17 protein-coding genes are annotated in these 21656 nt (G+C 64.1%); 6 read left to right on the forward strand and 11 right to left on the reverse strand.

What is annotated here, in order from left to right; all coding sequences use genetic code 11:
- Positions 1–201: 201 nt before the first annotated feature.
- From GRI38_RS08525 to GRI38_RS08540, 4 genes are all read left to right on the forward strand, one after another.
- Entirely contained in the window at positions 202–2073 is a 1872-nt protein-coding gene (locus GRI38_RS08525; protein ID WP_160682620.1) for a peptide MFS transporter, read from the forward strand.
- Positions 2074–2148: 75 nt separating this feature from the next.
- Positions 2149–3540, forward strand: a complete 1392-nt coding sequence (locus tag GRI38_RS08530) for an amidohydrolase (RefSeq protein WP_160682622.1) — start codon at positions 2149–2151, stop codon at positions 3538–3540.
- Positions 3537–4922, forward strand: coding sequence for an amidohydrolase family protein (locus GRI38_RS08535; protein WP_160682624.1), 1386 nt, complete (start codon positions 3537–3539; stop codon positions 4920–4922). The genes GRI38_RS08530 and GRI38_RS08535 overlap by 4 nt, the downstream gene beginning before the upstream one ends.
- Positions 4923–4995: 73 nt before the next feature.
- Positions 4996–5670 (forward strand): NnrU family protein, encoded by a 675-nt coding sequence (locus GRI38_RS08540; protein WP_160682626.1) that lies wholly within the window; start codon positions 4996–4998, stop codon positions 5668–5670.
- Here GRI38_RS08540 and GRI38_RS08545 read toward each other — a convergent pair.
- From GRI38_RS08545 to GRI38_RS08595, 11 genes are all read right to left on the reverse strand, one after another.
- A complete protein-coding gene (locus tag GRI38_RS08545; RefSeq protein ID WP_160682628.1) occupies positions 5667–6539 on the reverse strand; it encodes a glutamine amidotransferase-related protein in 873 nt (290 codons plus the stop codon). The two genes, GRI38_RS08540 and GRI38_RS08545, sit on opposite strands and share 4 nt — an antisense overlap.
- Positions 6540–6641: 102 nt before the next feature.
- A complete protein-coding gene (locus tag GRI38_RS08550; RefSeq protein WP_160682630.1) occupies positions 6642–7433 on the reverse strand; it encodes a crotonase/enoyl-CoA hydratase family protein in 792 nt (263 codons plus the stop codon).
- A gap of 27 nt (positions 7434–7460) precedes the next feature.
- Entirely contained in the window at positions 7461–12224 is a 4764-nt protein-coding gene (locus tag GRI38_RS08555; protein WP_160682632.1) for an NAD-glutamate dehydrogenase, read from the reverse strand.
- 189 nt (positions 12225–12413) lie between these two features.
- Positions 12414–13481, reverse strand: a complete 1068-nt coding sequence (locus GRI38_RS08560) for an LLM class flavin-dependent oxidoreductase (protein ID WP_160682634.1) — start codon at positions 13479–13481, stop codon at positions 12414–12416.
- Positions 13481–14398, reverse strand: coding sequence for a tetratricopeptide repeat protein (locus tag GRI38_RS08565; protein WP_160682636.1), 918 nt, complete (start codon positions 14396–14398; stop codon positions 13481–13483). The genes GRI38_RS08560 and GRI38_RS08565 overlap by 1 nt, the downstream gene beginning before the upstream one ends.
- 15 nt (positions 14399–14413) lie before the next feature.
- A complete protein-coding gene (locus tag GRI38_RS08570) occupies positions 14414–15187 on the reverse strand; it encodes an alpha/beta fold hydrolase (RefSeq protein WP_160682638.1) in 774 nt (257 codons plus the stop codon).
- 53 nt (positions 15188–15240) lie between these two features.
- Entirely contained in the window at positions 15241–16317 is a 1077-nt protein-coding gene (locus tag GRI38_RS08575; RefSeq protein WP_160682640.1) for a M48 family metallopeptidase, read from the reverse strand.
- Positions 16318–16323: 6 nt separating this feature from the next.
- Positions 16324–17409 carry a YjgN family protein gene (locus tag GRI38_RS08580; protein ID WP_160682642.1) on the reverse strand — a complete coding sequence of 362 codons (1086 nt, stop codon included), beginning with the start codon at positions 17407–17409 and terminating at the stop codon, positions 16324–16326.
- A 94-nt stretch (positions 17410–17503) separates the two neighbouring features.
- Positions 17504–17704, reverse strand: coding sequence for a helix-turn-helix domain-containing protein (locus GRI38_RS08585; RefSeq protein WP_160682644.1), 201 nt, complete (start codon positions 17702–17704; stop codon positions 17504–17506).
- A complete protein-coding gene (locus GRI38_RS08590) occupies positions 17701–18315 on the reverse strand; it encodes a hypothetical protein (protein WP_160682646.1) in 615 nt (204 codons plus the stop codon). Before GRI38_RS08590 ends, GRI38_RS08585 begins: the two co-directional genes overlap by 4 nt.
- Entirely contained in the window at positions 18312–18494 is a 183-nt protein-coding gene (locus GRI38_RS08595) for a hypothetical protein (protein ID WP_160682648.1), read from the reverse strand. The genes GRI38_RS08590 and GRI38_RS08595 overlap by 4 nt, the downstream gene beginning before the upstream one ends.
- Before the next feature lie 342 nt (positions 18495–18836).
- Between GRI38_RS08595 and thrS the strand changes: the two genes are divergently transcribed.
- Positions 18837–20864: a threonine--tRNA ligase gene (gene thrS / locus GRI38_RS08600; protein WP_160682650.1), complete on the forward strand. Its 2028-nt coding sequence runs from the start codon at positions 18837–18839 to the stop codon at positions 20862–20864.
- 31 nt (positions 20865–20895) lie between these two features.
- Entirely contained in the window at positions 20896–21639 is a 744-nt protein-coding gene (locus tag GRI38_RS08605) for a sulfite exporter TauE/SafE family protein (protein WP_160682652.1), read from the forward strand.
- The last annotated feature ends 17 nt before the right edge of the window (positions 21640–21656 follow it).

Raw genomic sequence — 21656 nt, forward strand, 5'->3', positions numbered from 1 at the left:
CTTCAGTGCCATAAGACAGCAGTGCGCGTCAAGTTCCCGACCCGGCGATTGGGCGGCGCTTTGACGCGAACAGGGCGATGTTTTCACCCGTTTCAAAGGAAACTACGGCTTCACAAGGGCGAAAGAGACGCTAGGGTGCGCGCTTTCGGGGAGAGCCTGCTGCAATCAGGCCGATAACGATCGAGGGACAGCGACACTATCATGGTTGAGGGCGTATTCTTTACATTCGGTTCCGCTTACGAGATGTGGGCCTTTCGCATCGCCGTAATTGCGCTGGTATCGTTCCTGATCGGTGGGATGGTCCTCATCACCCGCCCGCAGGAAGAGGTTGTGGGACACCCCAAAGGCCTGTTCCTGTTGTTCATGGCCGAGATGTGGGAGCGCTTCTCCTACTACGGCATGCGGGCGCTGCTGATCTTCTATCTCGTTCAGCATTGGCTGTTTTCAGACGCGGAAGCCTCCGTCATCTATGGAGCCTACACCGCGCTCGTTTATATCGCTCCGGTCGTCGGCGGTTACTTGGCCGACCGTTACGTCGGTCAGCGCAAGGCGGTGCTGTTCGGCGCGGTCCTGCTGACTTTCGGCCATTTTTTCATGGCTTTCGAAGGCGACGGGTCGCTGGGGCAGGACAACCCCATGCTCAACGTCTTCTGGCTCGCATTGGCGCTGATCATTGTGGGCTCGGGCTTCCTCAAGGCGAATATCTCTGTCCTCGTCGGCCAATTGTACTCGCGGACCGACATCCGCCGCGATCCTGCCTACACGATCTTCTACATGGGGATTAACGTCGGCGCGGCGACGGCTTCGATCATCTGCGGCTACCTCGGTCAGACGGTCGGCTGGGAATACGGCTTCGGCCTGGCCGGTTTTGGGATGCTGATCGGCCTCGTATTCTTCGTCATCGGTAAGCCGCTGCTGAAAGGCAAAGGCGAGCCGCAACATCCGGAACGGATCGCCGGCGGCAAGGAATGGCTCATCTACGGCGCGGGCCTCGGCATGGTCGCACTTTGCTGGCTCGCCATTCAGTACCAGGAACTGGTGGGCGTGCTGCTCGGCGGGTTCGGCGGAGCCCTCGTCGCTTATGTCCTCGCAATCGTCACCTTCCAGATGGCGTATGGCTCGTGGAAACAGGCCCCGACCGTGCCGTTCTTCATCTACATTTCGAGTGCCGTCGGTCTGATCATCTCGCTGATTGCAGCGTCGCAAGGCAGCGTGCCAGCGCAATATACGGCTGGCGCCTCGCTGCTCGTACTGATTGGCGTATTGGTTCAGCAATCGCTGTCCAAGGTCTTCCACGAACGTGACCGCATCTTCGCGGCCATGTTCCTGATTATCGTATCGGTCGTATTTTGGGCACTGTTCGAACAGGCAGGCTCCAGCCTCAACCTGTTTACCGACCGTCATGTCGATACGCAGGGTGTAAGCGCTTCTATCTTCCAATCCGTTAATGCGATCTATATCGTGCTGCTCGCACCGCTGTTCGCGATGTTGTGGCAAGGGTTGGCTCGGAAAGGCGCAGAACCAAGCACGCCGATGAAGTTCGGCCTCGCGGTCGTGCAGGTTGGCCTTGGCTTCCTCGTGCTGGTCTGGGGTGCGGAAAGCGTCGGCATCAACGTTCCGACGCCGGTAATCTTCATCTTTCTCATCTACCTGCTCCACACGACCGGCGAGCTTTGCCTCAGCCCGGTCGGTCTCAGCGCGATGAACCGCCTGAGCCCTGCGCATATCGCTTCGCTGGTCATGGGTACGTGGTTCTTCGCTTCGGCAACGGGTAATTTTGCCGCAGGCCTGATTGCCGCCGCCACCGGCGCGGAAGGCGTTGGAGAGGAGGCCGGAAAACAGCTTGTCCTCGACGTCTATTCGACGGTCGGCTGGTACGCCGTCGGCATTGGCGTCGCGGTCATGGTAGTGAGTCCGCTGGTCAAGAAGCTCCTGCATCTCGACACACTTCGTGACGATAATGTCGGTGACGACCTGGAAGGACAGGCGGGAGCCGGCCTCGAAGCTCAGGAAGCCGGAATGCACCCGGCCACCAATCCTCAGGCACCGGGCAAGCATGAGGAAAACCGCTGAACTGGATGACGGGGGCCGGAAGCAATTCCGGCCCTTGTTCTTCGTAACCGACACTTCAAGGATCGAAAGCATCGCATGATCGCCAACAAACTCCTCCCCGCAATCGTCCTCGCCGCGCTCTCGCTTTCGGGATGTGCAACGACGTCCAGTGACGAGAGCGCGCGCAGCGCGAGCAACGAGGGCGCTCCGCTCGGCGAAGACGGACGCGAGCCCTACGCCTCGACCTATCGCGCTTATCCCGGCACGCCCACCGCGCTGGTCGGTGCGACCGTGTTCGACGGCAATGGTGGGCGGATCGACAATGGGACGGTGCTGTTTTCCAATGGCGAAGTCGTCGCGATCGGCGATGCCTCGCTCTCGACCGACGGCTACACGGTCATGGATGGCCGCGGCAAGTTCGTGACGCCGGGCATCATCGACATTCACTCGCATCTGGGCGATTACCCGACGCCGTCTGTCGATGCCCATTCGGACGGCAACGAAGCGACCAATCCGACGACGCCTGATGTCTGGGCGGAGCATTCGGTCTGGCCGCAGGACCCGGGGTTCAGCCGCGCGCTCGCCAATGGCGGCGTCACGGCGCTGCAGATCCTGCCCGGTTCCGCAAACCTCGTGGGCGGACGCTCGGTCACGCTGAAGAACGTGCCCGCCCGGACCGTCCAGGGCATGAAGTTTCCCGGTGCGCCCTACGGCATGAAGATGGCCTGCGGCGAGAACCCGAAGCGGGTTTACGGCGGGAGGGGTCGTATGCCCTCGACGCGCATGGGCAACTTCGCCGTGAACCGGCAGACCTGGCTCGATGCGCGCAAATACGCCGATGGAGAGCGCGACGAACGCAATCTTGCGAACGAGACGCTGGCCGGCGTGCTCGACGGCGAGATACTCGTCCACAATCACTGCTACCGCGCCGACGAAATGGCCCTCGTCATGGATATGGCGAAGGAGATGGGCTACAAGGTCAGCGCTTTCCACCACGCCGTCGAAAGCTACAAGATCGGCGATCTCCTGCGTGAGAACGACGTATGCAGTGCCATCTGGGCCGACTGGTACGGTTTCAAGATGGAGAGCTATGACGGCATTCCCGAAAACGCCGCGTTGCTGCAACAGGCCGGGGCCTGCGTGGTCATTCACTCCGACGACGAGAACGGTATCCAGCGCCTCAATCAGGAAGCGGCCAAGGCGCAGGCCGACGGTCGCCGCATGGGCATCGACATTCCCGACGCGGAAGTCATCCGCTGGCTGACGCTCAATGCCGCAAAGGCAATGGGGATCGACGAGATGACCGGGAGCCTGGAGACCGGCAAGATGGCGGACATCGTCCTGTGGAACGGCAACCCGTTGTCTGTCTATTCGCGGCCCGAAAAGGTCTGGATCGACGGTGCCCTGATGTATGACGTGCTCGATCCGAAACGCCGACCGATCAGCGACTTCGAACTCGGCCAGCCTGGCGAAGGAGACGTGAAATGAGCCTTCGTTCGAAAACCCTTCTTGCCCTCGCGGCGCTAGCCTTGCCGACAGCCGCCGCAGCGCAGGACATGGCGATAACCAATGCGACCGTCGCGATCGGCGACGGTTCTGATCCGATCGAGGGGGCGACTGTCGTCGTCCGGAACGGGCGCGTTGTCGCTGCTGGCCCCGATGTCGCCGTGCCGGCCGATATGCAGGCGGTGGACGGTACCGGTCGCTGGGTCACGCCGGGCCTCTTCTCGGCCATGACGTCGCTCGGCCTGTGGGACGTCGAGGCCGTCGACGAGAGCAACGATACGGCTGCAGGCAATTCGCCCTTCGGTGCTGCCCTCGATGTCGCTCCGGCGCTTAATCCAGCATCGCAACACGTGGCGGTCAACCGCGCCGCCGGCATCACCCGAGCAAGCGTTTTCTCGCGACCGTCGAGTTCCATCTTCGGAGGCCAGGGGGCCATCGTCGATCTGGGCGCAGACCGCGAGATGCTCGTCCGCCCGAGGGCCTTCCAGTTCGTCGCGCTCGGCGAATACGGCGCGCGGATTGCCGGAGGCAGCCGGACGAGTGCTCATGCCCTGCTTCGCAATGCCCTTCGCGAGGCGCGGCAATATGGCATGGATTCGCGCATTTCCGGCGTCGCGTCGCGCCCGCCGGAGCAGCGGACCGGGGACGACCTGCCGCTCGATCCGCGGCTCCTCGACAACCAGACGGAGCGCGGCGACGACGTGCTTCTCTCCCGCTTCGATGCAGCCGCTCTCGTGCCCGTCGTCAATGGCGAGCAACCGCTCTACGTGTTCGCCGAGCGGGCATCGGACATTCGCGAAGTCATTGCTCTGAAAGAGGATTTCCCGAACCTGCGCCTCGTCCTGGTGGGCGCGAGCGAGGGTTGGCTGGTCGCGGACGACATCGCTGCCGCGAACCTGCCGGTCATCGCCGATCCGCTGGACGATCTGCCCGCGAGTTTCGAACAATTGGCCGCCACGCAAAGCAATGTCGGGCGGATGGTCGCAGCCGGAGTGAAGGTCGCGATCGGCGGCCTGACGGGCGGCACGGGCGATCAGGCGCGCAACGCGCCGCAATATGCCGGGAACCTCGTCGCGCTGACGAAGGTGCCGGGTGCGACGGGTCTTTCCTGGGGTCAGGCCTTCGCCACGATCAGTTCGACACCCGCAGAAATCTCAGGTTACGGTGGCCGGTTCGGGACGCTCGCGCCGGGAGCGGCAGGCGACCTCGTCATCTGGGACGGCGACCCGCTCGAAACCTCGTCGGCGGCGATGCGCGTCTTCATCGACGGGGTCGAACAACCGCTCGAAAATCACCAGACACGGCTGAGAGAGCGGTATCGCGACCTCGACGAAAGCGATCTTCCCAAGGCTTACGACTGGTAAAAGAAGACGAATTCCAGCGCTGAGCACAATGATGTCGAGAAGGGGTCAAGCGATACCAAGGGAGTAGTTGGCGATGGACAATGCGCTGGTTTCGTTGTCGGCGGCGAGCATCGCGTTCGTCGGTTCCCACTTCGCCATGTCTCATCCGCTTCGGCCCCTCCTGTCGCGCTTCGGCACCGGCGGTTTCATGGCGATCTACAACATCGTCAGCCTCGCGACCCTCGTGTGGATGATCATCGCCTTTCGCCAGAGCCCGCCCTCCGATCTCGGCGGCAGTGGACCGGCAGGCTGGATCGTCGCCACCATTCTGACCTTGCCCGCGCTCGTGCTGTTCATGGGGTCGCTGACGCCGCGCAATCCCGCGATGCCGACACCCGGCGCAGAGGCGGCGGCGCGTGCCGGACCGGCGGGCGTCTTCCGCATTACGCGGCATCCGATGATGTGGGGCTTTGCTCTATGGGCCATCTCACACCTCGTCCTGTGGTGGAGCACCCGCACGGTGATCGTCGCCACGGCCATCCTGATCCTCGCGCTGGTCGGCAGCCTGCTGCAGGATGCGAAGAAGCAGCGACTGATGGGCGAGGCGTGGATTGAATGGGAAGCGCAGACCTCGTGGCTCCCGCAAATTTCGCGTTTTCTCGCCCCGGGCTGGAAGGTCTGGTCGGCGGCTCTGCTCGTCTGGATCGTCGTGAGCTGGGCTCACGGCCCGCTGGGCGGCGTTCCCGCCGGCATCTTCCGCTGGCTCTAGCCCTTCGGCGCGCGCCCCGCCGCCGACGCCCGCCGATCGAGGTCGGGCACGGCGTCGAGGAAGTTCGCCAGTTCCAGCCGCCGCCGCCGTTCGACGGCAAGTTCCTCGTCCACCCCAAGGCGCCAGCGCAGCGAAGCATTGTCCGGATCGTCGTGCAGCGCGTCGAACAACTCGCTCTGCTGCTGGACATCGTCGGTGGACCGCGCAAGCCCGGCTTCCACGAGGTCGCCCGCTTCGCGGCGAAGAGCGGCGGCGATTTCGGCAAGCGAGAGTTCGGGATGATATTGCACGCCCCAGAAGATTCCTCGATCGTGACGGATTTCCGCAGCCTGCACGAGGGTAGGTCCATTCCCGGCGAGCAGGACCGAGCCATCGGGTAGTTCCTCGACCTCGTCGGTGTGCAAGGCAGGCGCGTCCCATGCCGCGGGCCGACCGGCGAGGAGGGGGTGGTTGCGCCCCTCTGCGGTGGCGACGATCCTGCGCGACAGACCTGCTTCGAGGCGGCTGCGCATCTTGCGGACCTTTCCGCCCGCTGCCGCGACCGCTACCTGCAATCCGGCGCAGGACCCGAAGGACGGCGCTCCCGAAGCGAAGACTGCGCGCATGAAGGCGAGTTGTCGTTCGACCGCCGGCGAACTCTCGTAAACGTGAAGCGGCGAGCCGGTGATGAAGACCGCATCGTAACGCGCGATGTCCTGCGCATCCCAGGAAGGCGTATCGGCATCGGATGGCTTCGCGATGTCGACCGAGCTGCCAGGGCGCATCTGCCGCAGCGTCGCGGCATAGCTTTCGCCCGAACTCCTGCCGACGTCGTCGCGGCGATATTGCCGGTCTTCGGGCGTTCCGCTTTCGGCGACGAGGAAGCGCACGGCGTCAGTGGCCGTTCGGTTTGGGGAAGGTCGTGCGATGGTTTGCCGTATCGAGCCCCGCCAAGTGAATTTCGCGCGAACGGGACATCTTCATCCTGTGACCTAGCGTCTCTCGAACCGCGCGCTTCGCTTCTCCAGCAGCGCGGCGACCCCTTCCTCGTGGTCGCTCGTTCCGTGCATCAGCGCCTGCGTATTGGCGGCGAGTTCCAGCGCGGTATCGTAGGAGATTTCCCGCCCCTGTCGCATCAGGTTCTTCGCGGCGCGCAGGGCGTCGGGCGGCATGGCCGCGACCTTCTCTGCAAGTTCGTGTGCTTCGTCCAGCAATACGTCGGCTGGCACGCTGCGTGAAACGAGACCCCATTCGACAGCGGTCGGCGCATCGATGACATCGCCGGTATAGAAGAGTTCCGCCGCCCGCGCCTCTCCAATGATGCGGGGCAGGATCCAGGTTCCCCCGTCGCCGGGAATAAGACCGAGCTTGAGGAAGGTGACGCCGAACTTCGCGCGGTCGCTCGCAATGCGCATGTCCGCAAGACAAGCCAGATCGCAGCCGAGACCGATCGCCGGTCCGTTGACCGCCGCGATCAGCGGCACACGCAAGCCGTACAGTGCCCGCAACGCCTTATGGATGTTGTCGCGATAGCCGTCCGCGATCTGAGGCCCGGTTCCGCCGAATGCCCCGGTCCGCTCGCGCATGGCCTTTACGTCACCACCTGCCGAAAAGGCCTTGCCCGCGCCTGTCAGAATTGCGCATCGCACGCTGCGGTCGGCATTGATCGCATCGCAGGCCTCGGCAAACGCATCGCCGTCGCCATTCGCGCCGAGCGCATTCATGCTGTCGGGCCGGTCGAGCGTCAGGGTAACGATGTGGCCGGATCTTTGTGTCTTCAGCATGAAGCGCTCCCTTCGACAGCTATCGCCCTACCGCCCGAGCAGATTGCGGCCCATGCTCGCCAGTTGGGCAAGCATCGCGGGGGCGTAAGGCGTTTCGGACCGGGCGCGCGCGATCATGCCGCGGAACTGGTCGGTGACGCCCTGATTGTCCTCGATCCAGTTCTCCACCGCCTGCACCATGTCGTCCTTCGCGCCCTTGCGCCGCGAGATACGCTTCAGGAATTCGAGCCTGATCTGCTGGAAATCCTGCGCAAGGCCGGCCACGAGCAACCGTTCCCAGACATCGGACGGGTTCATCAGCGCCGCCGTTCCCTGCGCCCAGTCGAGGCCCAGCCGGTCGCCCAGCACGGTGAACCCGCGCGCCACATCGGCAATGTCGATCTCTGCATTGCGGGCGAGCGAGGCGATACCGACCGAACCGTCGAGTGCGAAGAGATGCGCGACTTCGGCAGCGAGCTTTTCTGGTGCGCCCGCTTCTGTCAGTTCGGACTGGAGCCGGTCGCGCTGTTCGCGGCTTTGCGCCCCCAGCAATTCCGGCGCTTCTTCCGACAGGCGGCTGACGCCCGGCTGCAATTCCTCGACGATCTGTCCGAGTGAGGAGCGGGTTTCGCTCGCCCGCAGAAGGTCTGCCATCAGGATCCGGATCGCGCGCGCCAGCCGGTCGAGCAGCAGCAGCCGCGCGCTTTCCGGCATCTTCGCATCCTCGATCCGCTCCCACAGGCTTTCGATGTCGAACAGCCGTTCCGCTGCCACGAAGGCGGTAGCGACCTGCTCGAGAGTGTCGCCTTCTTCCTCCGCCAGTTCGAAGGGATGAACGACGCCGAGGCGATTGATGATGCGGTTGGCGATTTTCGTCGCGATCAGTTCGCGGCGCAGGCGGTGTTCGAGGATCTGCTTGCGATACTTGTCCTGCATCGGCTCTGGAAAAGCGTTGATGAGGACCGGTTCGAGCGCCTCGTCATCGACAAGCTTGCTGGTTTCCAGGGCATCCTGCAGCACCAGCTTGGTCGACGACAAAAGAACCGCGATCTCCGGTCGAGTGAGGCCGAGGTCGTCGGCGGCGCGGCGCATATAGGTCTCGCGATCGGCGAGGCCCTGTGTCTCCCGGTCGAGGGCGTCCATCATCTCCAGCGTTTCCATGACGTGCCATTGCGATTCGACGGCCTTGCAGCCGCCGATCTCGGCAATGGACAGGGCGAGCGCCTGCGCATGGTTGTCCTCTAGGACGATTTCCGCGACCTCTTCGGTCATGTCCTTCAGCAGGGCGTTGCGGTTCTCTTCGGAAATCCGGCCCGCCCGGCGCGCTGCGGCGAGGGCGATCTTGATGTTGACCTCGTTGTCCGAGCAATCGACGCCAGCGGAATTGTCGATGAAGTCGGTATTGATCCGGCCGCCTTCGAGCGCGAACTCGATCCGCCCGGCCTGCGTGACGCCGAGATTGGCACCTTCCCCGATGACCTTCGCACGCACCTGATCGCCATTGACGCGCAGCGCGTCGTTCGCCGGATCGCCGACCTCGACATCGTTCTCGTCGCTGCTCTTGATGTAGGTGCCGATGCCGCCGAACCAGATGAGATCGACTGGAGCGGTGAGAATCTCGGAAATCAGCACCTCGGGCTCTATCTCGCCGGTCGTGACGCCGAGCATCTTTTGCGCCGTCTTGCTGAGAGTGATGGTCTTGGACGTCCGCGAATAGACGCCGCCCCCGCGCGAGATGACGTCCTTGTCGTAATCCTCCCAGCTGGAGCTCGAAAGTTCGAACAGGCGCTTGCGCTCTTTCCAGCTGGCCGCCGGATCGGGATTGGGGTCGATGAAGATGTTGCGATGGTCGAAGGCGGCGACGAGCTTGATCGTCTTGGACAACAGCATGCCGTTGCCGAAGACGTCGCCCGACATGTCGCCGCAGCCGACCACGGTGATCTCGTCCTCCTGCACGTCGATCCCCATCTCGCGGAAGTGCCGCTGAACGGAGACCCAAGCGCCGCGCGCGGTGATGCCCATCGCCTTGTGATCGTAGCCGTTGGAACCGCCACTGGCGAAGGCGTCGTCGAGCCAGAAATCGCGCTCCTCCGCGATCGCATTAGCCACGTCGGAGAAACGCGCCGTTCCCTTGTCGGCGGCGACGACGAAATACGGGTCGTCTCCGTCGAGGATGCGGACATCGTCAGGGTGCACGACCTTGTCGTCCACGATGTTGTCAGTGACGGACAGGAGGGTGCGAATGAAGATCTCGTAGGCGGCCTTGCCTTCCGCGGCCCAGCCTTCCCGGTCGCGGGCCGGGCTGGGAAGCTGCTTGGGATAGAAGCCGCCCTTCGCGCCCGTTGGCACGATGACGGCGTTCTTCGTGCGCTGCGCCTTCATCAGGCCGAGCACTTCGGTGCGGAAGTCGTCGCGGCGGTCGGACCATCTGAGGCCACCGCGCGCGATCGGTCCGGCGCGCAGGTGAATACCCTCGACCCGGCGCGAATAGACGAAGATTTCGCGCCACGGCACGGGCTTGGGCAGGTTCGGCACGAGCGAGGAATCGATCTTGAACGCAAGCGCCTCGTCCGCTGCCGCGGAGAACGCATTGGTCCGCAGGATCGAGCCGATCAGCGACTGATAGAGGCGCAGCAGCCGGTCGTCATTGATCGCATGCACCTCGACGAGTCCGGTGCGGATTTCGTCATTCGCTGCATCCTCGGCGTCCTCCCGCGACCCTTCGAAGGAGGGATCGTGGCGTGCCTTGAAAACCTTTATCAGTGCCTTCGTGACGTCCGGGGCACGGCGCAGGGCATCGACGACGGTATAGATGGTGAAGCTGACCCCGGCCTGCCGGAGGTAGCGATAGAACGCGCGCAGCCAGGTCGCCTCGCACGGGGCGAGACCCGTTTCCGTCACCAGCCGGTTGAACGGGTCGTTCTCCTCGTGGTTGTTGAGGACGCTGGTGATCGCCTTTTCGATCGCGTCGGCCCGGTCGAGGACGGCTGCGGTATCCACGCTTTCGGGAAGCGCGAGCGAGAAGTCGTGGATCGTGCCGAGATTGCCCTCGTCGAGTCGCGTGGGCACTTCTGTGCACACCGTAAAGCCGAAATTCTCGAGCGCCGGGACGGCATCGGACAAGGGCAGGCTGCCCTCGGGCTGATACAGCTTGAGGCGCAACTGGTCGCCCCTGTCGTCCTCGCGCCGGAACAGCCGGGCATCGCGATGGACCACCCGGCTTGCCGCGTCGGTTTCGACGCCTTCCGACGCCTCGCCATGCGTTTCCGGCGCCAGCGCGCGCAGCCGCACGATGTCGCGGGCTGCCTCGCGCGGGCCATTGTCGGAGCGATAGGAATTGGGAAAACTCTCGGCAAAGCGCGTCGCGATGGCGGCGGCGCGTCCTGCTTCCATGGTCTCTGCAAGTTCGGTCTCGACCGCCTCGCTCCAGCCGCGCAGCATGGTGCGTAGCTGCCCCTCGAGATCGGCTTCGGAAACGTCCTCGTCGCCCTCGCGGAAATCGAGGACGAAGCGCAGCATCGCCAGATTGCCGCCTTCCACTTCGAGGCTGTAATCGAGCAGCGGCGCGTCGCACTCGTCTTCGATCAATTGCTGGATCTGCAAGCGCACCGGCGTTGCCAGCATGTCGCGCGGAATCCACACGAAGGCGAACATATGCCGCGACAGCGGCGCTGTGACGAGGGACAGGCGGGGGCGCGGCCGGTCGACAAGGCTCATCATCGTCGTCGCGATGCGCTTGATGTCATCCGGCGAGAAGCCGATCAGCAGGTCGTGGGGGAGGGCGGTAAAGGCATGGACGAGCGCCTTTCCGGCATGGCTGCCGATGTCGAAGTCGAATTCGTCCATCAGCCGCTCGATCTGCTCGCGCAGGCGCGGAACGCTGCGCGGCGGCGCGGCAAGGGCCGCAGAAGTCCAGACGCCGGCATGGATCGACAGCTTCTCGACCTTGCCTTTGTCTCCGCGCCAGGGGGCGATAAACAGGTCGAGCGGCACGCGACGGTGTACGCTCGAAAGCTTGTTCGATTTGATGATGAGCAGTTCGCGGTCGTCCGCATCGCGCCCGTCGAACCAGGCAAAGGCGCGCTCGATCGAACTGGGCGCCAGGATTTCGGAAGCGTTCTTGCGGCAGATGCCGATCGCTTGCTCTCTCTCGTTGTCGCGCGTCTGGACGACGTGGCCGAGCTGGGTCAGCATTCCGCGATTAAGCCATTCGAGGAGCGCCCCGTCGCCGTGCCCCGAGAGGCGTTCGGCATCGTTCTTCATCGCATCCTGCAATTTGGGCCAATCGCTGACCGCCGCGGCGACGTCTTCCAGCGTCTCGCGCAGGGACTTCGCGATGGCGCGGCGCAGTTTCGCATCGACGCGGCTTGTCTCGATATAGACCATCGATTCGTACACCGCTTCGTCCGGCTCGCCGTCCGGCAGTTCGTCGAGCGTGCAATCCTTGCTGCGCCGAACGGGCACGATGGGATGCACCAGCCGGTCGATCGACAGTCCATTCGCGGCGATGGCCGCGGCGACGGAGTCCACGATGAAGGGCATGTCGTCATTGACGATCGCGATCCGGGTGTAGCGCCGTTCTTCAGTTGCCGTTCCCAGCGCTATGGCGGGCTTGCCGAAGCTGCGATCATACGCCGTCTGGAGGATGAACTGCGCCGCCTCGCGCATTTCGGCGTCGGGAAAGGCATCGTCGCCCGGCAGCATCGAATTCTCGATCCGGTCAACGAGCTTCTTGATCAGCTTGTCGGAAATTTCCGGCGCATCCTTCGCGCCCTTGGCGGATGTGGACCCGCTGTTCGATTTGGCACCCATTCCTGCGGCTCCGTCGGCCCGGCTCTTGCCGCTGGCCAGTTAGCATGTTGGCGGTCCGCCCCGCCGGGGGGACCGATACGAATAGCTACCGCGCTTAAGCCTGCCCCAATGGCGACGCAAGCGCAGTCATTTCATCAGAAACGATCCAGCGCTCCGATAGTGTCATTCATCGGAAAATAGAGCTGCAGGTCATGCGCGACGGTAGTGCGGAACCGTTGTCTGGTCCTCGTCGGCGGCCTCGCTCGCGTCCGCTTTGCCGAGTGCCTCGCTCAACAATTCGAGCGACCGGATGCGGGCCGCCGGGTCGAAAGTCGCCCCCGCGACCACGATCTCGTCCGCTTCTGTTCGATCGAGGAACTGCTGCATAGCGGCGGTCACCTCGTCGGGCGTACCGACCGCACTTGCCACGCCGAGCGTATCGAGCATTGCCTGTGCGGGCGCCGGCAGGGAGGCCCGGTAGTCTGCGACCGGCGGGGGCAGGCGACCGGGCGAGCCGCTACGGAGGCGGACGAAACTCTGCAATTGGGAGGAAGCGAGCATCTCCGCCTCGTCGCTCGTTTCGGCGCAGAACACGTTCATCGCCACCATGACGTGCGGCTTCTCGCACATCGCGGAGGGCTTGAAGTTGCGGCGATAGACTTCCAGCGCCTCGTCGAGCTGGCCGGGGGCGAAATGCGATGCAAAGGCATAAGGCAGACCGAGCTGCGCGGCGAGGCTTGCGCCGAACAGGCTCGACCCCAGCATCCACATCTCGACCGAGGCACCGTGCCCCGGCGTCGCCTTCATCGGCAGGTCGATGTCGCCCGTCAGGAAAGCGCGCAATTCGACGACATCCTGCGGAAACATCTCGGCTGCCTGATGCAGGTTCTTCCTCAGCGCCTGTTGCAGCCTGCCATCGGCTCCGGGCGCGCGACCCAGACCCAGATCGACGCGACCCGGATAGAAGGCGTCGAGCGTCCCGAACTGCTCGGCGATCTGGAACGGCGTATGATTGGGCAGCATGATCCCGCCCGACCCGATGCGGATGGTCTTCGTTCCCGCACCGATATGAGCAAGAACGACCGAGGTCGCGCCGCCAGCGATGCCGTCCATCGCGTGATGCTCCGCGACCCAGAACCGCTTGAAGCCGAGGCGCTCGGCAGCTTGCGCGAGGCGTGTCGCATCGGCGAGAGCTTCGGCGACGCTGCCGCCCTCGCGCACGGGAACGAGATCGAGAATGGATAGCGGCGTGTCGGCTAGTCGTTTGCGGGCGGTCATCAGCGGCCTTCCTCGCTTGGTGTTTCCGGATCGATGCGCGGCTGCGGGGCGGACGGAACGGCATCGCCGCCCGGTCGCGTCAGGGCTTCGAGCCGTTCCAGACTTTCGTCTGCGCGTCGGGCGTAGGGGGTGTCGGGAGCGACCGCGATCACCGATTCGAAGCTGCGCCGCGCGTCCTCGTAGCGCCCCGAAACGGCTGCGATTCGCCCTGCTTCAAGGCCGATTTCGGGGTTGCGCGGAGCCAGTTCGGCTGCCCGTTCGATCTGCGCCTGCGCATTGGCGAAGCGTTCAAGCCTGCGCGAGAGCGTCGCGGACAAGAGCCACGCCGTCGCATTATCCGGCAGGGCTTCGCGGGCATCGGCAAGGGCGTCGGCGGCTTCCTCTTCTCGTGACAGGGAAACCAGCGCGCGCGCCCGGTCGATATTCGTCTCGCCCAGCAACTGGTCGTTTTGCGCGGCGACGGCATCGATCCGCGCCTCGTCGAGCGCCGCGAGTGCGCTGTCGAAGGAACCCGCGGCCAGCCCGGCATTGCCAGCGAGCGCGGCCAGGCGACCCCGCTCTGCCGCCGCGCCTTGAGGCAGGCGATCGCGCGCAGCGAGGAACGACGTCATCGCCTCGTCGAACCGTTGCTGCGTGTAATAGGCCATGCCGAGGCATTGTCCGGCCAGTGCGGCGTCCGTGCCGCTCGCCTCGCCCAGCCAGTTGCGGGCATAGGCTTCACCGCGTTGCGGATCGCCGCGCACTTCGAGCAGACATTCGCGCAGGCGTTCGGGAATTTGCGGGGCCGCGGGTTGCTGCGCGACGGTTCGCTCGCCGCGCCGTCCCTCCGGATCGATCGGCAGTTCGGACAATTCGGGTTGGGTCGGATTGGGGCCGACCTGCATCAGCAGCAGCGGTAGTATCGCGGAAAGGAGCATAAGGCGTGCTCTCCCTTATTGAGTGGCGCTGTCCTCGATCCGGTCGGTCAATGCCTGTGCAACGCGCAGCAGCGCGGCAATATCCTGCGGCCGGGACAATCGGTGATCGCCATCCTTTATCAGCGTGACTTGAACCTCGTCCGAATGCAGCGCATCGGCAAGGCGCAGGCTGATCTGCCAGGGAACGTCCGCATCGCGCTGTCCGTGGATGAGGTGAACCGGGCAATCGAGTGCGATTTCTTTATCGAGCAGGCGATTGTCCTGCGCGTCGCGCCAGAACTTTGCGTGGGTGGGCGTCGGTTCGGGACCGTAGGGATTGTCCTCGAACACACTCTCCCCGGCGCGCAAACGGTCCTTTTGTTCGGGCAGGTAGCCCCATTCCGAAAAGTCGGGCGCGGGCGCTATCCCGACAAGGCCGGCGAGACGATCCTTCAACGCCAGTCCGAGCAAAAGCATGAGCCAACCACCCATCGACGAGCCGAAAAGGACGATTTTGCCGTCGACCTTTGCAACCAGCAACGAAACGATCTCGTCGCGCCATGCGCTCAGCGTCCCATCGGCGAACGTCCCGTCGCTGACACCGCAGCCCGTATAGTCGAGCAGCAGGCAGGCGCGCCCCTGTTCCCTCGCCCAGTGCATGAGTGCGCTCGCCTTGCCGCCTAACATGTCGGACATATAGCCGGGCAGGAAGACGAGGGTCGGGCCGCGCCCTTCGCTATGCCGGTAGGCCATGCGGCGACCGTCAGGCAGGGTGTGCAACAGCGGCGGCGACGTATCAGTTTCGGTCATCGGCGCGGTCTAGCAGCATCGCCGCCCCCGGCAAATCGCGCGGGAATAAGGACTTAGAAGAAGGAGAAGTCCTCGACGTCCTCGTCCGCCTCGCACATGGCCTGCAACGCCTCGAATTCGGCATCGCTTAAAACGGGCGGATATGTGGCGCCCTCACGGGCGCTCTCGCGAAAGGCGCGGGCCCGCTCTCCGCCGGAGGGGTGGGTGGCAATCCAGCCGGCGACGCGGTCCATGTCCTCGCCCCCGTTCTCCTCGATCATCCGCTCGAAGAACTGCGCTGCGCCGACCGGCGAAATGTCGCTTTCAGCCATGCGTTCGCGCGCATATTCGTCGGCTTCGCGCTCCGCATCGCGCGAATAGCTCATGCTGGCGACCGCGAGGGCGCTTTCCCCGAACCCACTGCCGAAGCCGCTGGCAAGGACGGACAGGCCGAACTGACGAAGCAGAGCGGTCATCACGTGCCGCTCGCGCACGTGACCCACTTCGTGTGCGAGAACGCCGGCCAGTTCTTCGGGACTTTCGGCCTGCTGGATCAGCCCGTCGAACAGCAGGACCTGCCCGCCGGGAAGTGCCACAGCATTGACCATATCGGCATTGGCGACGCCCGCCCGAACCGGTTCATCGGCAGGATCGACTTCGCCCAGCAGCTTCGCCAGTGCCGCATCGCCCTCGGGCGTCGAGCAGAGCCGGTTGCCGAGATCGCCGATCATCGCATCGCCGAGGCGCCTCTCCCAGGCCTGCGGGATCATCGGACCAAGCCAGCCGGGGGCGGTCATGAACAATGCGACTGCCGCGGCGCTGACGAGGGCGAAGGCCGCTGCAGCCTTGCCCAGACCGATTCGGTCGACCCACGCGCCATATTCGGACTTGTGCGGCAGCTTTGCGGACAGGCCGGGCGGCGTATCGGCTGGCAGGACGAGGCGGAAATCGGGTTCCCGCGCGCTTCCGTAAACGATCTCGTGGCGGCGCCTTTCGCGAAAGGTGAGGCTGTCGAGGGCCACCTGCGCTGCCGGTTCGCCATCCTCGACTAGCGACAGGGTATTGCGACCGTCCCACTCCGCCGTGCCTTCGCGCCGAATGGCACTGTGCCCGTCATACCAGTGGGCGCGGAGGCGGTAGGTCTCGTTCATATGGGCCTAGATAGCCCCGATATCGAAGGCGTCGAGCAGGCCTTCGCCATGCCCCGCCGTCGCGGTGGTCGATTGCGTCAATTCATCGAGCAGGATTTCGCCGCCCGCTTCCATGTGGATCATGAAGAACTTCCAGTGACGGTAGCTGAGGAAAATCAGCCCGATGCCGAGCGTGAAGACGACCAGCACCGCATCGCCAATCAGCAGCTTGATCCAGTCCATCGTCGAGGCGTTGAAGGAAAAGCGCAGATGGCCCCAGGTCGTCTCCCCGACGACTTCGCGGTAAAAGGCCGAATAAAAGGCTACCGCGATGATGCCGAGAACGACGTAGAAGACGAACAGGCCAATGACCACGCCGAACATCGCACCGACGCCAGCGCCATCCTCCCCGCCGATGCCGTAACCGGCAAGGCCGCCCGCCGCGCCGACCGCGAAAATCACGGCGACGATGATGAACGGCGCGAGATAGAACAGGAGAAACCGTGCAAAGACATTGCCTGCCTCTGCCTGCGCGTCGAACTTGTAAGGCCCGAAGCTCATCTCGCGCCAGCGCTGGTTCCAAAGGCTCGTCATCGACCACGGTATGAGGAGGCCCAGCGGGAGATAACCCACGAAGGTCTTCCACATATAGGACAGGCCATAACCGAAGCCGGGATTGTTGCTGCCGCCCCTGATGCCGCGCCAGCGGGTACGCGACAGGCGATAACGCAGTGCACGATACCGGGCGAGACCGGTCAGATAGACGATAGCGAGAAAAGCGAACAGGCCGAGCGCGCCCGCCCAGAAGGCCTCGCCGCGCATCGCCAGCGCCTGCGTCGCGAATTGCAGGATGACGAAGGGAATACCGAATAGCAGCAGCACAATCAGGAAACCGATGAACAGCTCCATGCCCGTCCCGGCCCATTCGAGGCGCTCGTCGACGAAGCGGCTGCGCGACCAGAGATAGCGCCGCTCGCGCGTGGTCGCCCAGAAGCGATAGATGCCGAGCGTCACGATGGTCAGCAGGAGGTTGGAAAACGCGATCGGCGCGAACTCTTTCCACGTTCCGTCGAACCCGAACGCGCTTTCGGCGTCCGTATCCTTGTATTCCATGATCGCTCCCTGCCCCTTACGCCGCGACGTTCGACAATGGCTCGCGCGAAGTCAAGCGCCGCAAGCAGTCGCTCGCGCCAATAGGCCGGCGGTGTTACGATTCGGTATCGCGCAGGAAGATCGCCTCGATCGGCAGTTCGAACAGATCGGCAATGCGGAAGGCGAGCGGCAGGGAGGGATCGTAGCGTCCCGTCTCGATCGCGTTGACCGACTGCCGCGACACGTTGAGTTTTTCTGCAAGCGTCTGCTGCGACCAGTCCCGCTCCGCGCGCAGGACCTTGAGGCGGTTCTTCACGATCGCCCTCCGGTCCGGTCGCGAAAGGCCAACCAGCACTGGCTGATACCCATGCCGATCGCCCATGCGGGAAAGACCCACCACGCCCAGATGTGAGGCACCACTTCGAACGTCTCGAGGAAGCCCCAGAAGGTGCCGAAAGTGAGCACGAGGCCAAGGCCCGTGAGGCTGGCCATGATGGCCCGATGGCGCAGATATTCGTCCTCCTCTTCCACGATGTAGCGCGCCATCGTCCAGATCATGCCGAAGACCGGGATGATCGGAAGCAGGGCGATGAGGATCGTCTCCCCATCGCTCAGGGCGACCCGATCGTTGATCGTTACTGCAAGGCCGAGGCCCAGCACGTAACCGAACGAAGCAAGGAGGAACCGCCGGTTATAGCGGGTTATCGCCGGACTGAGATAGCCCTGCGCCTTTTGGCGCGCGAGGGCTGTCTTCACGAGCGGGAACATCAGCGTCATCGCCGCGACCATCAGGATGAAGCCCGTCGTGGCGTCGATCGCGTCGGTTATGCGCAACAGCAAGATCAGCCCGAATGCGAGGAAGATCGACGCGCCCCAGGTTGATGGCCGGCGGAACAGGCCCGGCCGACCAGGGGCCTCGGTCGTCACTTGGCCGACCGGGTCAGGCTGCAACGGCTGGATTGGCCGAGCCATACCTTGGGAAAAATCGCGAGGATGGCCAGCGGGGCCCATTGTGCGAACTCCTCCGGCACAATGTCGAACACTGCGAGAAACGCGATGCCGAACATTGTGGCTGCCAATAGGATTGCTTTGTGCGTCTGTGTCATTTGTCAAACTCCCTTGAAACGATGTAAAGGAAACTAGACAGGCGCCGGAACGGTGTCAAGTCTATTTTACAGATTGACGCGCAACCTTTCCGGTCTTGCGCATGTCGGCAGCGCCAAGTATCTCTTCGGCATGGCTTTGATGACTACAACGACAACTACCACCACCACGGGCGCGGCCCGGGGGCGGATCGTCGCGGTCATCTGACGCGGCGGCCGCTGCCCGGGCGTTACCGGGCTGACGGCGTCGCTTCCCGGTAATTTCGCCATTCTCTCTCGACGCCGGACTTTGCGTCCCGCCCGGCCTGTGCCATTGCGCGGCGAGATGGATCAAGAGCGAGCGAAATGACCGAACTTCTGAAAATCAGCCTTCCTGACGGTTCCGTGCGCGAGGTCGAGCAGGGTTCCACGCCCGCCGACGTCGCTGCTGCGATCGGGCCGGGACTTGCCAAGGCGGCAATCGCCGCGCGTGTCGATGGCGAAGTGCGCGATCTTGCAAGACCGTTCGAAGGGGACGCCGAACTCGCTCTCATCACGAGCCGCGACGAGGCGGACGCGCTCGAACTCGCGCGGCACGACTACGCTCACGTCCTTGCCGAAGCGGTACAGGCCCTTTGGCCGGGAACGCAGATCACCTTCGGCCCTGCGACCGAGGACGGCTTCTACTACGACGTGCTCGCGCCCGACAGCCGCGACCCGTTCTCGATGGACGACCTGCCCGCGATCGAAGAGAAGATGCGGGAGATCATCAGGGCGGACAAGCCGCTCGTCCGCGAAGTCTGGAACAGGCAGGACCTCATCGAGAAGTGGCGTAATGAAGGCGAGAACTTCAAGGCAGAGTGGGCAGGCGAGCTTCCCGAAGGCGAGGAACTGACGGTCTACTGGTCGGGCGAACCGGGCAGCGAGGGTGCGTGGATGGACATGTGCCGCGGACCGCATCTGCCCTCCACCGGCAAGCTCGATCCGCAGGCGTTCAAGCTGATGCGCGTGGCGGGCGCCTATTGGCGCGGCGACCAGAACAATGCGCAACTGACGCGCATCTACGGTACGGGATGGCTCAACAAGAAGCAGCTCGATGCGCATCTCCACCGGCTGGAGGAGGCGGCAAAGCGCGACCATCGCAAGCTGGGGCGCGAGATGGACCTGTTCCATCTTCAGGAAGAGGCGCATGGCAGCGTCTTCTGGCACCCCAACGGCTATCGCATCTGGCGCGAACTCGAAGCCTATATGCGCCGCAAGATGGACAAGGCCGGCTATCGCGAGATCAAGACGCCGCAGCTGATGGACGTCCGGCAATGGACGCAGTCGGGCCACTGGGGCAAATATGCCGAGAACATGTTCGCGGTGCCGGACATCGTGCCCGAAGTGGACGGTCTGGGGGACGGACCGGCGAACCCGAAAGTCGCGGACGATGCCGACTGGATGGCGATCAAGCCGATGAACTGTCCTGCGCACGTCCTCGTCTTCAAGCAGGGCATCACATCCTATCGCGACCTTCCGATCCGCCTCGGCGAAATGGGCTGCTGCCACCGCAACGAACCACACGGGGCGCTGCACGGCATCATGCGCGTACGCCAGTTCACGCAGGACGACGCGCATATCTTCTGCACCGAGGATCAGGTGATCGAGGAAGTGCGCAGTTTCTGCCGGCTCGTCGACGAGGTCTATTCCGATTTCGGCTTCGACTATCAGGTGAAACTGGCGCTGCGTCCGGAGAAACGGTTCGGCTCGGACCAGATGTGGGACAAGGCCGAGCAGGAACTGCGCGACGCGGTCGTGGCAGCAGGGATGGCGAACGCTGATTACGGCTGGGAAGAACTGCCCGGAGAGGGTGCGTTCTACGCGCCCAAGCTCGAATGGCATCTGACCGATGCGATCGGCCGCACGTGGCAGGTGGGTACCATTCAGGGCGACCGCGTGCTGCCTGAACGGCTCGATGCGAGCTATGTCGGCGAGGATGGCGAGCGGCACCGGCCGGTCATGCTTCACCGCGCGATCTTCGGCACGTTCGAGCGATTCATCGGCGTCTCGATCGAGCATTTCGCGGGCAAGCTGCCGCTCTGGCTTGCGCCGGTGCAGGCTGTCGTCGCGCCGATCGTTTCGGATGTCGACGGCTATGCCGGCGAGGTGCTGGCCAAACTCGAGGCTGCCGGCTTGCGGGCAGAGGCGGATTTGCGGAACGAGAAAATCAACTACAAGATCCGCGAACACAGCCTCGCCAAGGTTCCGCAACTGCTGATCGTTGGCAAGCGCGAGGCCGAGGAAGGCACTGTCGCCTTGCGGACGCTCGGCGAGAAGGAGCAGCGGGTGATGAGCGTCGATGAGGCAGTCGCCTTGCTGAAGGGCGAGGCGACCCCGCCCGACCTGCGCTGACGCCGACGGTCGAAGCCGCCGGGCCGCTGTCATGGAACTCGTTGCGGGCTATGCGCTCGTCCAGCTTGTTGCCGCCCTGTTCGCTGCATTCGGCTCGGCCTTCGTGCGCGGTCTCACCGGCTTCGGCATGGCGATCCTGCTGGTGCCGATCCTAGCGCTCGCGCTCGACCCGGTCGAGGCCGTCCTGCTCGCCAACTTCCTGTCGGTATTTATCGGCCTGTCCGAGATTCGCCGCCTTATTCGCAATGCGGAGCGGACGGCCTGGACGATCGCGGGCATCGTCGTGGTGACGACCCCTATGGGTCTCGTCGCATTGGCGCAAACACCGCCGGGCATAGCGCGCCTTGCCATCGCGCTAATCGCCTTTTCCGCCTTCCTCGCGATCCTTCTGCCGCGCCGGGCAGAGGGGTTGCCGGGACGTGCGACGACCAGCGGGGTCGGATTACTGAGCGGCTTGATGACGGGCTATGCCGGGATGCCCGGTCCGCCCGTGGTCCCCTACTATGTCGGACGCGACCTGCCGCGCGAGATCGCGAAGGCGTCGATGATGCTGATCTTTACGATAGCCGCTGCTGCGGGCCTCGGCTCGGGGGCGGCAATGGGCCTCCTCGACTGGCGCTTGTCGCTACTTGCCGTCTTGCTGTTTCCGGCGGTTTTGCTCGGCAACATGCTGGGCAACAAGGCATCGGGCAGGATCGGCGACCGGACCTGGCGGATAATCGTCGGATTGGTGCTCGGCGGCGCGGCGCTCGCGGCGGTCGTTCGCCTATTCTGACGAGCCGTCTGGCGAAT

The sequence above is a fragment of the Parapontixanthobacter aurantiacus genome (assembly GCF_009827635.1).
Lineage (GTDB): Bacteria > Pseudomonadota > Alphaproteobacteria > Sphingomonadales > Sphingomonadaceae > Parapontixanthobacter > Parapontixanthobacter aurantiacus.

Bases quoted from the DNA above. Each gene is read 5' to 3' on its own strand.
- GRI38_RS08525 (WP_160682620.1), top strand. From the start codon at position 202: ATGGTTGAGGGCGTATTCTTTACATTCGGTTCCGCTTACGAGATGTGG.
- GRI38_RS08570 (WP_160682638.1), bottom strand. From the start codon at position 15,187: ATGACCGAAACTGATACGTCGCCGCCGCTGTTGCACACCCTGCCTGAC.
- GRI38_RS08550 (WP_160682630.1), bottom strand. From the start codon at position 7,433: ATGCTGAAGACACAAAGATCCGGCCACATCGTTACCCTGACGCTCGAC.
- thrS (WP_160682650.1), top strand. From the start codon at position 18,837: ATGACCGAACTTCTGAAAATCAGCCTTCCTGACGGTTCCGTGCGCGAG.
- GRI38_RS08575 (WP_160682640.1), bottom strand. From the start codon at position 16,317: ATGAACGAGACCTACCGCCTCCGCGCCCACTGGTATGACGGGCACAGT.
- GRI38_RS08605 (WP_160682652.1), top strand. From the start codon at position 20,896: ATGGAACTCGTTGCGGGCTATGCGCTCGTCCAGCTTGTTGCCGCCCTG.
- GRI38_RS08540 (WP_160682626.1), top strand. From the start codon at position 4,996: ATGGACAATGCGCTGGTTTCGTTGTCGGCGGCGAGCATCGCGTTCGTC.
- GRI38_RS08595 (WP_160682648.1), bottom strand. From the start codon at position 18,494: ATGACACAGACGCACAAAGCAATCCTATTGGCAGCCACAATGTTCGGC.
- GRI38_RS08555 (WP_160682632.1), bottom strand. From the start codon at position 12,224: ATGGGTGCCAAATCGAACAGCGGGTCCACATCCGCCAAGGGCGCGAAG.
- GRI38_RS08535 (WP_160682624.1), top strand. From the start codon at position 3,537: ATGAGCCTTCGTTCGAAAACCCTTCTTGCCCTCGCGGCGCTAGCCTTG.
- GRI38_RS08560 (WP_160682634.1), bottom strand. From the start codon at position 13,481: ATGACCGCCCGCAAACGACTAGCCGACACGCCGCTATCCATTCTCGAT.
- GRI38_RS08565 (WP_160682636.1), bottom strand. From the start codon at position 14,398: ATGCTCCTTTCCGCGATACTACCGCTGCTGCTGATGCAGGTCGGCCCC.
- GRI38_RS08580 (WP_160682642.1), bottom strand. From the start codon at position 17,409: ATGGAATACAAGGATACGGACGCCGAAAGCGCGTTCGGGTTCGACGGA.
- GRI38_RS08530 (WP_160682622.1), top strand. From the start codon at position 2,149: ATGATCGCCAACAAACTCCTCCCCGCAATCGTCCTCGCCGCGCTCTCG.